11 protein-coding genes are annotated in these 13,146 nt (G+C 72.3%); all 11 read left to right on the forward strand.

Annotated features, from left to right (window positions below):
* The first annotated feature begins 174 nt into the window (after positions 1-174).
* The 11 genes from hpnC (at position 175) to ACQY0Z_RS27405 (ending at position 13,080) form a co-directional block, all read left to right on the forward strand.
* Positions 175-1,086, forward strand: a complete 912-nt coding sequence (hpnC, locus tag ACQY0Z_RS27355) for a squalene synthase HpnC (protein WP_189907052.1) — start codon at positions 175-177, stop codon at positions 1,084-1,086.
* A complete protein-coding gene (gene hpnD / locus ACQY0Z_RS27360) occupies positions 1,083-2,033 on the forward strand; it encodes a presqualene diphosphate synthase HpnD (RefSeq protein WP_189907054.1) in 951 nt (316 codons plus the stop codon). Before hpnC ends, hpnD begins: the two co-directional genes overlap by 4 nt.
* A complete protein-coding gene (locus ACQY0Z_RS27365) occupies positions 2,033-2,161 on the forward strand; it encodes a DUF6380 family protein (protein WP_275981554.1) in 129 nt (42 codons plus the stop codon). The genes hpnD and ACQY0Z_RS27365 overlap by 1 nt, the downstream gene beginning before the upstream one ends.
* Positions 2,158-3,588 (forward strand): hydroxysqualene dehydroxylase HpnE, encoded by a 1,431-nt coding sequence (hpnE, locus tag ACQY0Z_RS27370; RefSeq protein WP_439812972.1) that lies wholly within the window; start codon positions 2,158-2,160, stop codon positions 3,586-3,588. Before ACQY0Z_RS27365 ends, hpnE begins: the two co-directional genes overlap by 4 nt.
* A gap of 71 nt (positions 3,589-3,659) precedes the next feature.
* Complete coding sequence (locus tag ACQY0Z_RS27375) at positions 3,660-4,724, forward strand: polyprenyl synthetase family protein (RefSeq protein ID WP_254588103.1); 1,065 nt, start codon at positions 3,660-3,662, stop codon at positions 4,722-4,724.
* A 115-nt stretch (positions 4,725-4,839) separates the two neighbouring features.
* Positions 4,840-6,897: a squalene--hopene cyclase gene (gene shc, locus ACQY0Z_RS27380; protein ID WP_439812973.1), complete on the forward strand. Its 2,058-nt coding sequence runs from the start codon at positions 4,840-4,842 to the stop codon at positions 6,895-6,897.
* Positions 6,897-7,538, forward strand: coding sequence for a 5'-methylthioadenosine/S-adenosylhomocysteine nucleosidase family protein (locus ACQY0Z_RS27385; protein ID WP_439812974.1), 642 nt, complete (start codon positions 6,897-6,899; stop codon positions 7,536-7,538). Before shc ends, ACQY0Z_RS27385 begins: the two co-directional genes overlap by 1 nt.
* Before the next feature lie 5 nt (positions 7,539-7,543).
* Positions 7,544-8,566, forward strand: coding sequence for an adenosyl-hopene transferase HpnH (gene hpnH, locus ACQY0Z_RS27390; protein WP_189907062.1), 1,023 nt, complete (start codon positions 7,544-7,546; stop codon positions 8,564-8,566).
* Positions 8,567-8,571: 5 nt separating this feature from the next.
* Positions 8,572-9,726 carry a flavodoxin-dependent (E)-4-hydroxy-3-methylbut-2-enyl-diphosphate synthase gene (ispG, locus tag ACQY0Z_RS27395; protein WP_439812975.1) on the forward strand — a complete coding sequence of 385 codons (1,155 nt, stop codon included), beginning with the start codon at positions 8,572-8,574 and terminating at the stop codon, positions 9,724-9,726.
* A gap of 28 nt (positions 9,727-9,754) precedes the next feature.
* Positions 9,755-11,668 carry a 1-deoxy-D-xylulose-5-phosphate synthase gene (gene dxs, locus ACQY0Z_RS27400; protein ID WP_189905517.1) on the forward strand — a complete coding sequence of 638 codons (1,914 nt, stop codon included), beginning with the start codon at positions 9,755-9,757 and terminating at the stop codon, positions 11,666-11,668.
* A complete protein-coding gene (locus ACQY0Z_RS27405; RefSeq protein ID WP_439812976.1) occupies positions 11,665-13,080 on the forward strand; it encodes an aspartate aminotransferase family protein in 1,416 nt (471 codons plus the stop codon). Before dxs ends, ACQY0Z_RS27405 begins: the two co-directional genes overlap by 4 nt.
* Positions 13,081-13,146: the final 66 nt, after the last annotated feature.

The following is a 13,146-nucleotide window of genomic DNA, read 5'->3' on the forward strand; positions in this document are numbered from 1 at the left end:
CAGGGCCATAATGCCCGACACCATTCCTCGGCGCCGTCGGGTGGGCGCCTGGGCGGCGTGTCCGAAATAGTGTGAATTGGGTCAGCAGTGTAGAACGGGAGATGTGACGGCAATGGCTTCGGAGACTCCCCGGCTGAACTCAGCATGCGCCGTCCTCTTCCCGGGCAGTCCGCGATGACGGCCGTCGGCCAGGCGCGCCCCGCCGACCTCGAACGGGCCACCCTCGACAAGGCCGCCGCCGAGAACTTCCCGGTGGCGCCCTTCTTCCTGCCCCGGGCCTGGCGCGACGACCTCATGGCCGTCTATGGCTTCGCCCGTCTGGTCGACGACATCGGCGACGGCGACCTGGCCCCCGGCGGCGCCGACGCCCGCGCCCTCGGCGTCCCCGACACGGAGGCCGAGGACCGCCTCACCCTCCTGGACGCTCTGGAAGCCGATCTTCACCGCGTGTTCGACCCCACCGGACCGGCCCCCCGTCACCCCCTGCTGCTCCGCCTGGAGCCCACGGTCCGCGACCGCGCGCTGACCCCCGAGCCGTTCCTCGGGCTGATCGCCGCGAACCGCCAGGACCAGCTGGTCACGCGCTACGAGACCTTCGACGACCTGCTCGCCTACTGCGAGCTGTCGGCCAACCCGGTCGGCCGCCTCGTGCTGGCCGTCACCGGGACCGCCACCCCGGAGCGCGTCCGCCGCTCCGACGCGATCTGCACCGCCCTGCAGATCGTCGAGCACCTCCAGGACGTCGCCGAGGACCTCGGCCGCGACCGCATCTATCTGCCCGCCGCGGACATGAAACGTTTCCACGTCCAGGAGGCCGACCTCGCCGCGCCCACCGCCGGCGCCTCGGTGCGCGCGCTCGTCGCGTTCCAGGCGCAGCGCGCCCTCGATCTGCTGGACGAGGGCGCACCCCTGGTGGGCAGCGTCCGGGGCCGGCTCAGACTCCTGCTCGCGGGGTTCGTGGCGGGAGGAAGGGCGGCCGTCGGCGCGATCGCGGCCGCCGGCTACGACGTACTTCCCGGCCCGCCCAAGCCCGGCACGCCGCAGCTGCTGCGCGAGGCGGGCGTGACTCTGCGAGGAAAGGGGTGATCGGGACCGTGGAGTCGCAAGCATCCGCGTCCGCACCGGTACTCGCCGCCTACAGCTACTGCGAGACCGTCACCGGCCAGCAGGCGCGCAACTTCGCCTACGGCATCCGGCTGCTGCCGACGCCCAAGCGGCGCGCCATGTCGGCCCTGTACGCGTTCTCCCGGCGGGTCGACGACATCGGCGACGGCCCGCTCCCCGACGACGTCAAGGTCACCCGGCTCGAGGACACCCGAGCCCTCCTCACCCGTATCCGCGAGGGCGAGGTCGAGGACGACGACACCGATCCGGTCGCGGTCGCCCTCTCCCACGCAGCCACGCACTTCCCGATCCCGCTCGGCGGCCTGGACGAACTCATCGACGGCGTCCAGATGGACCTGCGCGGCGAGACGTACGAGACCTGGGACGACCTGAAGGTCTACTGCCGCTGCGTCGCCGGCGCCATCGGGCGGCTCTCGCTCGGCGTGTTCGGGACCGAGCCCGGCGCGCGCGGCGTGGAACGCGCCCCCGAGTACGCCGACACGCTGGGCCTGGCGCTCCAGCTCACCAACATCCTGCGCGACGTCCGCGAGGACGCCGAGAACGGGCGCATCTACCTGCCCGCCGACGACCTCGCCAAGTTCGGCTGCTCCGACGGCTTCGCGGGACCGACACCGCCCCAGGGCTCCGACTTCGCGGGCCTGGTGCACTTCGAGGTGCGCAGGGCCCGCGCCCTCTTCGCCGAGGGCTACCGCCTGCTCCCCCTGCTCGACCGGCGCAGCGGCGCCTGCGTCGCCGCCATGGCGGGCATCTACCGCCGCCTCCTGGACCGCATCGAGCGCGACCCCGAGGCCGTGCTGCGCGGCCGCGTCTCCCTGCCCGGCAGGGAGAAGGCGTACGTGGCGGTGCGCGGCCTGTCCGGTCTCGACACCCGGCACGTCGCCCGGCGCACCGTCGGGAGGCGCGCCTGATGGACACCGCGAACCCGGAGCACCCGGACGACAAGCGGCACGCAACCCTCCGCCGCGCCTACGCGTCCCTCACCGAGACGGCCGGCCGCGCACCTGTCGCGCCCGGCAGGCCGGGGGAGGGCGCATGAGCCACGGCACACGCTCCGAGGGGGCCCCGCGCACGGACGGCCCGGTCCCACCGGGACGTCACGCCGTCGTGGTCGGCGGCGGACTGGCCGGCACCACCGCCGCCCTCGCCCTCGCCGACGCCGGAGTGCGCGTCACCCTGCTCGAAGGGCGGCCCCGCCTGGGCGGACTCGCCTTCTCCTTCCGGCGCGGCGACCTCACCGTCGACAACGGCCAGCACGTCTACCTGCGCTGCTGCACCGCCTACCGCTGGTTCCTCGACCGCATCGGGGGAGCGGACCTCGCCCCGCTGCAGGACCGCCTCGACGTGCCCGTCGTCGACGCGGACCGCCCCGAGGGACGGCGGCTGGGACGACTGCGGCGCGACCCGCTGCCGGTGCCCCTCCACCTCGGCCGCAGCCTCGCCACGTACCCTCACCTGTCGCTCGCCGACCGGGCCAGGGTGGGCCGGGCCGCGCTCGCGCTGAAGGGCCTCGACCTCGCCGATCCCGCCTTGGACGAGCAGGACTTCGGCAGCTGGCTCGCCGCCCACGGCCAGTCCCCGCGCGCCGTCGAGGCCCTGTGGGACCTGGTCGGGGTCGCCACCCTCAACGCCGTCGCGGGCGACTCCTCGCTGGCGCTCGCCGCGATGGTCTTCAAGACCGGCCTGCTCTCCGACTCCGGCGCCGCCGACATCGGCTGGGCCCAGGTGCCGCTGGGCGACCTGCACGACCGGCTCGCCCGCAAGGCCCTCGACTCCGCGGGCGTCCGCACCGAGACCCGCACCCGCGTCACCTCCGTCCGCTCCGACGGCGACGGCGGCTGGACCGTCGACATCCCCGGCGAGACGCTCCGCGCCGACGCCGTCGTCCTCGCCGTGCCCCAGCGCGAGGCGTACGACCTGCTGCCCGCAGGCGCGCTCGACGACCCGGACCGGCTGCTCGGCATCGGCACCGCCCCCATCCTCAACGTCCACGTCGTCTACGACCGCACGGTGCTCACCCGGCCCTTCTTCGCCGCCCTCGGAACCCCCGTGCAGTGGGTCTTCGACCGCACCCACGCCTCAGGACTGCGCCACGGCCAGTACCTGGCGCTGTCCCAGTCGGTCGCCCACGACGACATCGACGCGCCCGTCGCCGACCTGCGCGCGCGGTACCTGCCCGAACTGGAGCGGCTGCTGCCGCGCACCCGGGGTGCCGAGATCCTGGACTTCTTCGTCACCCGGGAGCGCACCGCGACCTTCGCTCCCGCCCCCGGCGTCGGACGCCTCAGGCCCGGCGCCCGCACCAAGGCACCCGGCCTCTACCTGGCCGGAGCGTGGACCGCCACAGGGTGGCCCGCGACCATGGAGAGTGCGGTCCGCAGCGGCGTCGGCGCGGCGGACGCCGCGCTGGGCGCCCTCGGCCGGCCCCGCCCGCGCCACCTCTTCGCCCTCGAGGAGGCGGCCTGATGCTGCAGCAGAGCGGCGCGGCAGGTCCCCGCACCCCCGGTACCGCAACAAGAGGAGAGACTGTGCCCACTGTGCCCCCGGCCTCGCAGGCCGCTCGAAGGACCGCGGTGGACGTGTCCGCGCTCCTGGAGCGCGGCCGGACCCTGGCCACGCCGGTACTGCGGGCGGCCGTCGACCGCCTGGCGCCTCCCATGGACACGGTCGCCGCCTACCACTTCGGCTGGATCGACGCCCAGGGCCGCCCCGCCGACGGCGACGGCGGCAAGGCCGTGCGCCCCGCCCTCGCCGTGCTGTCCGCCGAGGTCACCGGCGCCGCCCCGCAGACCGGCGTGCCCGGCGCGGTTGCCGTCGAACTGGTCCACAACTTCTCGCTGTTGCACGACGACCTGATGGACGGCGACGAGCAGCGCCGGCACCGCGACACCGTCTGGAAGGTGCACGGCCCCGCCCAGGCCATCCTGGTCGGCGACGCCCTGTTCGCCCTGGCCAACGAGGTGTTGCTGGAACTCGGCACCGTCGAGGCCGGCCGCGCCACGCGCCGCCTCACCCGGGCCAGCCGCGCGCTCATCGACGGACAGGCCCAGGACATCTCCTACGAGCACCGCGACCGCGTCAGCGTCGAGGAGTGCCTGGAGATGGAGGGCAACAAGACCGGTGCCCTGCTCGCCTGCGCCAGCTCCATCGGCGCGGTCCTCGGTGGCGCGGACGAGCGGACCGCCGACGCCCTGGAGCGCTACGGCCACCACCTGGGCCTCGCCTTCCAGGCGGTCGACGACCTGCTCGGCATCTGGGGCGACCCGGAGTCCACCGGCAAGCAGACCTGGAGCGACCTGCGCCAGCGCAAGAAGTCCCTCCCGGTCGTGGCCGCGCTCGCCGCCGACGGCCCGGCCGCCGCCCGGCTCGGCGAGATCCTCGCCGCCGACGCCAAGAGCAGCGACTTCGCGAACTTCTCCGAGGAGGAGTTCGCGGCCCGTGCCGCCCTCATCGAGGAGGCCGGCGGCCGTGAGTGGACCGCCGAGGAGGCACGACGTCAGCACACCCTCGCCATCGAGGCCCTCGACCTCGTGGACATGCCCGACCGCGTGCGGGAACAGTTCACGGCGCTCGCGGACTTCGTCGTCGTACGAAAGAGATGATCACTATCGGTCGAATAGCCCTCGCGTAGTCGCCGGCCGGTGGGGAACACCCCCACCGGCCGACGGCGGACCCACAGCAGACGCACCACTTGCAGGACTGCACGAAGGGGAAGCCATGACAGCGACGACCGACGGAAGCACCGGGGCGGCCTCGCCGTCCCGGCTCACCGCGGCCAGCGAACACGACACCGACAGCCCCGAGGCGGCCGGGGTACCCGACATCGCCGCCCGCGCCGTACGGCGCGCCACCGACTTCCTGCTGTCCCGTCAGAGCGACGAGGGCTGGTGGAAGGGCGACCTCGAGACCAACGTCACGATGGACGCCGAGGACCTGCTGCTGCGTCAGTTCCTCGGCATCCTCGACGAGGACACCACCCGCGCCGCCGCCCTGTTCATCCGCGGGGAGCAGCGCGAGGACGGCACCTGGGCCACCTTCCACGGCGGCCCCGGCGAACTCTCCACCACCATCGAGGCGTACGTCGCGCTGCGGCTGGCCGGCGACGCCCCCGACGCCGAGCACATGGCGAAGGCCTCGGCCTGGATCCGGGAGCAGGGCGGCATCGCCGCGTCCCGCGTCTTCACCCGCATCTGGCTGGCCCTGTTCGGCTGGTGGAAGTGGGAGGACCTGCCCGAACTGCCGCCCGAGCTCATCTGGTTCCCCACCTGGGTGCCGCTCAACATCTACGACTTCGGCTGCTGGGCGCGGCAGACCATCGTGCCGCTCACCATCGTCTCCGCCGAGCGGCCGGTGCGCCCCGCCCCGTTCCCGCTCGACGAGCTGCACACCGACCCCGCCAACCCCAACCCTCCCCGGCCGCTCGCCCCGGCGAACACCTGGGACGGCGCCTTCCAGCGGCTCGACAAGGGCCTGCACAAACTGCGCAGGGCCGTCCCGCGCCGGCTGCGCCGGGCCGCGATGAACACCGCCGCCCGCTGGATCATCGAACGGCAGGAGAACGACGGCTGCTGGGGCGGCATCCAGCCCCCGGCCGTGTACTCGGTCATCGCCCTGCACCTGCTGGGCTACGACCTCAACCACCCGGTGATGCGCGCCGGTCTGGAGTCCCTGGACCGGTTCGCCGTGTGGCGCGAGGACGGCGCCCGGATGATCGAGGCCTGCCAGTCCCCGGTGTGGGACACCTGCCTCGCCACCATCGCGCTGGCCGACGCGGGCGTGCCCGCCGACCACCCCCAACTGGTCAAGGCCGCCGACTGGATGCTCGGCGAGCAGGTGGTGCGGCCCGGCGACTGGTCCGTGCGCCGGCCCCATCTCCCGCCGGGCGGCTGGGCGTTCGAGTTCCACAACGACAACTACCCCGACATCGACGACACCGCCGAGGTGGTCCTCGCGCTGCGCCGGGTCAAGCACCACGACCCGGAGCGGCTGGACAACGCCATCGGGCGCGGGGTGCGCTGGAACCTCGGCATGCAGTCGAAGAACGGCGCCTGGGGCGCCTTCGACGTCGACAACACCAGCGCATTCCCCAACCGGCTGCCGTTCTGCGACTTCGGCGAGGTCATCGACCCGCCGTCGGCCGACGTCACCGCGCACGTCGTGGAGATGCTCGCCGTCGAGGGGCTCGCCCAGGACCCGCGCACCCGGCGCGGCGTGGAGTGGCTGCTCGCGGAACAGGAGCTGGACGGCTCGTGGTTCGGCCGCTGGGGCGTCAACTACCTCTACGGCACCGGCTCCGTGGTCCCGGCCCTGACCGCGGCGGGCATCCCCACGTCCCACCCGGCGATCCGGCGGGCCGTGGCCTGGCTGGAGAAGGTGCAGAACGAGGACGGCGGCTGGGGCGAGGACCTGCGCTCCTACCGCTACGCCAGGGAGTGGAGCGGCAAGGGCGCCTCCACCGCCTCCCAGACCGGCTGGGCGCTGATGGCGCTGCTCGCGGCGGGGGAGCGGGACTCCAAGGCCGTCGCACGCGGCGTCGCCTGGCTGGCCAACACCCAGAACGAGGACGGCTCCTGGGACGAGCCGTACTTCACCGGCACCGGGTTCCCCTGGGACTTCTCCATCAACTACCACCTCTACCGGCAGGTGTTCCCGCTCACCGCCCTCGGCCGGTACGTCCACGGCGAGCCGTTCGCCGCGAAACCGGCCGGGGCGACGGCGGCCGAGGCGGCAGCGGCCGGCTCCGCACAGGCGCTCGCCGACGCGAAGGGCAGCTGATGAGAGGCCGGCCCGCCCCCGCCCCGCTGCTGATCGCCTGCGCGCTCGGCATCGAACAGTTCGCGCTGCGCAGGCGGGAGCGCACCACCCCGGGCGGGCCGGTCACCGTCCTGCGCACCGGCATGGGGCCGGCGGCGGCCGAGCGGTCCGTCACCCGGGTGCTCGCCGACCCGGCGCTGCACGGCGCCGCCGTCCTCGCCACCGGCTTCTGCGCGGGCCTCGCCCCCGGCATGCACCCCGGCGACCTGGTCGTCGCCGAGGAAACCCGGGACCCGCGCGGCAGCGTGCCCTGCGTCGGCACCGAACTGCTGGTGAAGGAGCTGGTGCGCGCGGTGCCCGGACGCACCGTGCACACCGGCCCCCTCACCGGCTCCGACCACGTCGTCCGCGGCCACGAACGCTCCGACCTGCTCGCGACCGGCGCGATCGCGGTGGACATGGAGTCGGCGGCCACGCTCCTGAGCGCCGTCCGCACGGCCGAGCACCCGGTTGCGGCCGTCCGGGTGGTCGTGGACGCTCCTGAACACGAACTCGTCCGCATCGGCACGGTCCGCGGTGGAATATCGGCTTTCCGTGTCCTTCGTTCCGTACTCCCGGCTTTCTATGAATGGCACCGTTCCTTGCTGCTCCCCAGGAGGTGAGCCAGATGGCCATGCCGCTGCGTCAGTCCGTCAAGGTCGCTACATACTTGGCCGAACAGAAGCTCCGCGGGCGGGACAAGTTCCCGCTCATCGTCGAACTGGAACCGCTCTTCGCCTGCAACCTCAAGTGCGAGGGATGCGGCAAGATCCAGCACCCGGCCGGTGTGCTGAAGCAGCGCATGCCCGTCGCGCAGGCCGTCGGCGCCGTCCTGGAGTCCGGGGCGCCCATGGTGTCGATCGCCGGCGGCGAGCCCCTGATGCACCCCCAGATCGACGAGATCGTGCGTCAGCTGGTGGCCCGCCGGAAGTACGTCTTCCTGTGCACCAACGCCATGCTGCTGCGCAAGAAGATGGACAAGTTCACCCCGTCGCCGTACTTCGCGTTCGCGGTGCACATCGACGGGCTGCGGGAGCGGCACGACGAGTCCGTCGCCAAGGAGGGCGTGTTCGACGAGGCCGTGGCGGCCATCAAGGAGGCCAAGCGGCGCGGCTTCCGGGTCACCACCAACTCGACGTTCTTCAACACCGACACCCCGCAGACCGTCGTCGAGGTGCTCAACTACCTCAACGACGACCTCAAGGTCGACGAGATGATGATCTCGCCCGCCTACGCCTACGAGAAGGCGCCCGACCAGGAGCACTTCCTGGGCGTGGAGCAGACCCGCGAGCTGTTCAAGAAGGCCTTCGCGGGCGGCAACCGGCGCCGCTGGCGGCTGAACCACTCCCCGCTGTTCCTCGACTTCCTCGAGGGCAAGGTGGACTTCCCGTGCACCGCCTGGGCGATCCCCAACTACTCCCTGTTCGGCTGGCAGCGCCCCTGCTACCTGATGAGCGACGGCTACGTGCCGACGTACCGGGAACTCATCGAGGACACCGACTGGGACCAGTACGGCCGCGGCAAGGACCCACGCTGCGCCAACTGCATGGCCCACTGCGGCTACGAGCCCACCGCAGTCCTCGCCACCATGGGCTCCCTGAAGGAGTCCCTGCGCGCCATGCGCGAGACCGTCTCGTCGAACAGGGAGTGACGCAGATGACCGCAGTCTCCCTGGGCCTCCCCGAGGTCCCGGCCATCCTCGCGGTGCGCCGGAAGAGCCGGCAGATCCAGGTCGGATCCGTGGCGGTGGGCGGTGACGCCCCGGTGTCGGTGCAGTCGATGACGACCACGCGCACCTCGGACATCGGCGCGACGCTGCAGCAGATCGCGGAGCTGACCGCCTCGGGCTGCCAGATCGTGCGGGTGGCGTGTCCGACGCAGGACGACGCGGACGCGCTGCCGGTGATCGCGAGGAAGTCGCAGATCCCGGTGATCGCCGACATTCACTTCCAGCCGAAGTACGTGTTCGCCGCGATCGAGGCGGGCTGTGCGGCGGTGCGGGTGAACCCGGGCAACATCAAGAAGTTCGACGACCAGGTCAAGGAGATCGCCAAGGCGGCGAAGGACCACGGCACGCCGATCCGTATCGGTGTGAACGCGGGTTCGCTGGACCGGCGGCTGCTGCAGAAGTACGGCAAGGCCACCCCGGAGGCGCTGGCGGAGTCGGCGCTGTGGGAGGCGTCGCTGTTCGAGGAGCACGACTTCCGCGACATCAAGATCTCGGTGAAGCACAACGACCCGGTCGTGATGGTGGAGGCCTACCGTCAGCTGGCCGAGCAGTGCGACTACCCGCTGCACCTGGGTGTCACGGAGGCGGGGCCGGCGTTCCAGGGCACGATCAAGTCGGCGGTCGCGTTCGGCGCGCTGCTGTCGCAGGGCATCGGCGACACCATCCGCGTCTCGCTGTCGGCGCCGCCGGTGGAGGAGATCAAGGTCGGCATCCAGATCCTGGAGTCGCTGAACCTGCGGCAGCGTGGTCTGGAGATCGTGTCCTGCCCGTCGTGCGGGCGTGCGCAGGTGGACGTGTACAAGCTGGCCGAGGAGGTCACCGCGGGCCTGACCGGCATGGAGGTGCCGCTGCGCGTCGCGGTGATGGGCTGTGTCGTGAACGGTCCGGGTGAGGCGCGTGAGGCGGACCTGGGTGTGGCGTCCGGGAACGGCAAGGGGCAGATCTTCGTGAAGGGCGAGGTCATCAAGACCGTCCCCGAGTCGAAGATCGTCGAGACCCTGATCGAGGAGGCGATGAAGATCGCCGAGCAGATGGAGAAGGACGGCATCGCGTCGGGGGAGCCGGCCGTCACCGTGAGCTGAGCAGCACGGAACCGAAGGGGGCCCGAGCGTGACGATTCTGGAGAGCATTCGGCAACCACGTGACCTGAAGGCGCTGACCGAGGCGGAACTCGGTCAACTCTCCGACGAGATCAGGGAGTTCCTGGTGCACGCGGTCGCCAGGACCGGGGGCCACCTCGGACCCAACCTCGGGGTGGTGGAGCTGACCGTCGCCCTGCACCGGGTCTTCGAGTCCCCGGTCGACCGCATCCTGTGGGACACCGGCCACCAGAGCTATGTGCACAAGCTGCTGACCGGCCGTCAGGACTTCTCCAAGCTGCGCGGCAAGGGCGGCCTCTCCGGCTACCCCTCCCGCGAGGAGTCCGAGCACGACGTCATCGAGAACAGCCACGCCTCCACCGCGCTCGGCTGGGCCGACGGGCTCGCCAAGGCCCGCCGGGTGCGCGGCGAGAAGGGGCACGTGGTCGCCGTCGTCGGCGACGGCGCGCTCACCGGCGGCATGGCCTGGGAGGCGCTCAACAACATCGCCGCCGCCAAGGACCGTCCGCTCGTCGTCGTCGTCAACGACAACGAACGCTCCTACGCGCCCACCATCGGCGGCCTCGCCAACCATCTCGCCGCCCTGCGCACCACCGACGGCTACGAACGCGTCCTGGCCTGGGGCAAGGACGTCCTCCAGCGCACCCCCGTGGTCGGCCCGCCCCTCTACGAGGCGCTGCACGGCGCGAAGAAGGGCTTCAAGGACGCCTTCGCCCCCCAGGGGCTCTTCGAGGACCTGGGCCTGAAGTACGTCGGCCCCATCGACGGCCACGACATCCGCGCCGTGGAGTCCGCGCTGCGCCGCGCCAAGCGCTTCCACGGCCCCGTCCTCGTGCACTGCATCACCGAGAAGGGCCGCGGCTACGAACCCGCCCTCGCCCACGAGGAGGACCACTTCCACACCGTCGGCGTGATGGACCCGCTCACCTGCGCGCCCCTCGCCCCCTCCGGCGGGCCGTCCTGGACCTCCGTCTTCGGCGAGGAGATCGTCAGGATCGGCGAGGAACGCGAGGACGTGGTGGCCATCACCGCCGCCATGCTCCACCCGGTCGGCCTCGGCCCGTTCGCCGAACGCTTCCCGGACCGCGTGTGGGACGTCGGCATCGCCGAGCAGCACGCCGCCGTGTCCGCGGCCGGACTCGCCACCGGCGGACTGCACCCGGTCGTCGCCGTCTACGCCACCTTCCTCAACCGCGCCTTCGACCAGCTCCTGATGGACGTGGCCCTGCACCGCTGCGGCGTCACCTTCGTCCTGGACCGGGCCGGCGTCACCGGCACCGACGGCCCCTCCCACAACGGCATGTGGGACATGTCGGTGCTCCAGGTCGTGCCCGGGCTGCGCATCGCCGCGCCCCGCGACGCCGACCAGCTGCGCGCCCAGCTCCGCGAGGCGGTCGCCGTGGACGACGCGCCGACCCTGCTGCGCTTCCCGAAGGAGTCCGTCGGCCCGCCGATCCCGGCGGTGGACCGGATCGGCGGCATGGACGTGCTGCACGGGGCGGACGACCCCGAGGTGCTGCTCGTGGCCGTCGGGGTGATGGCGTCCGTCTGCCTCCAGGCCGCGGACCTGCTCGAGGCGCGCGGCATCACCTGCACCGTCGTCGACCCCCGTTGGGTGAAGCCCGTCGACCCCGCCCTCCCGCCGCTGGCCGCCCGGCACCGGCTGGTGGCCGTCGTGGAGGACAACAGCCGCGCCGCCGGGGTCGGTTCGGCGGTGGCGCTGGCACTGGGCGACGCCGAGGTCGACGTGCCGGTACGCCGGTTCGGCATCCCGGAGCAGTTCCTCGCGCACGCCAAGCGCGGCGAGGTGCTCGCCGACATCGGTCTCACGCCCGTCGACGTCGCCGGGCGGATCAGCGCGAGCCTCGCCGCCCGGGAGGAACTCGCGAAACAGCCATCGGACGCACAGGAGCACCAGGCATGACCACCGCGGAGTCCGCGTCGGAGTCGTCACAGGCCGGGAAGTTCGACCTCGGCGCGCTGCTGGCCGAGCGCGGGGCCGAGCGCTACGAGCTGCACAACCGGTACCTCAACCCGCAGCTCCCGCGCATGCTGCACACCATCGGCTTCGACAAGGTCTACGAGCGCGCCGAGGGCGCCCACTTCTGGGACGCCGAGGGCAACGACCACCTGGACATGCTCGCCGGGTTCGGGGTGATGGGGCTCGGCCGCCACCACCCCGTGGTCCGCAAGGCGCTGCACGACGTCCTGGACCTGTCCCTCGCCGACCTCACCCGCTTCGACTGCCAGCCGCTGCCGGGCCTGCTCGCCGAGAAGCTCCTCGCCCACAGTCCGCACCTGGACCGGGTGTTCTTCGGCAACAGCGGCACGGAGGCCGTGGAGGGCGCCCTGAAGTTCGCCCGCTACGCCACCGGCAGGCCCAGGGTGCTGTACTGCGAGCACGCCTTCCACGGGCTGACCACCGGCGCCCTGTCCGTCAACGGCGAGTCCGGCTTCCGGGACGGCTTCGCCCCGCTGCTGCCCGACACGCCCGTGCCGCTCGGCGACCTCGACGCGCTGGAGCGGGAGCTGCGCAAGGGCGACGTGGCCGCGCTGATCGTCGAGCCCATCCAGGGCAAGGGTGTGCACGAGACCCCGCCCGGCTATCTGCGGGCCGCGCAGGACCTGCTGCACCGGCACAAGGCGCTGCTGATCGCCGACGAGGTGCAGACCGGGCTCGGCCGCACCGGCGACTTCTACGCCTACCAGTACGAGGAGGGCGTGGAGCCGGACCTGGTGTGCGTGGCCAAGGCGCTCTCCGGCGGGTACGTGCCGGTGGGCGCCACGCTCGGCAAGGACTGGATCTTCAAGAAGGTCTTCTCCTCGATGGACCGGGTGCTGGTGCACTCCGCCAGCTTCGGCTCCAACGCACAGGCCATGGCGGCGGGCCTCGCGGTCCTCTCGGTCATGGAGGACGAGCAGATCGTGGCGCACGTACGGGCCGTCGGGGACCTGCTGCGCACCCGCCTGGCCGCCCTCACCGACCGCTACGAGCTGCTCGCCGACGTCCGCGGCCGGGGCCTGATGATCGGCATCGAGTTCGGCCGGCCCCGCTCGCTGAAGCTCCGCTCGCGCTGGGCCATGCTCCAGGCGGCCCGCAAGGGGCTGTTCGCGCAGATGGTGGTCGTCCCCCTGCTCCAGCGGCACCGTATCCTCACGCAGGTCTCCGGGGACCATCTGGAGGTCATCAAGCTGATCCCTCCGCTGATCGTCGACGAGGGTGACGTGAACCGGTTCGTGGACGCCTTCACCGCGGTGATGGACGACGCCCACGAGGGCGGGCTGATCTGGGACTTCGGCAGGACCCTGGTGAAGCAGGCGGTCGCCCACCGCTGACCGCTCGGGACCACGCGGGGGCTTTGCCTCTGGGGCAAGAAAATTGCCCCAGAGGTAAGGCCTGGT

Source organism: Streptomyces sp. P9-2 (genome assembly GCF_051903975.1).
Taxonomy (GTDB): domain Bacteria; phylum Actinomycetota; class Actinomycetes; order Streptomycetales; family Streptomycetaceae; genus Streptomyces; species Streptomyces cellulosae.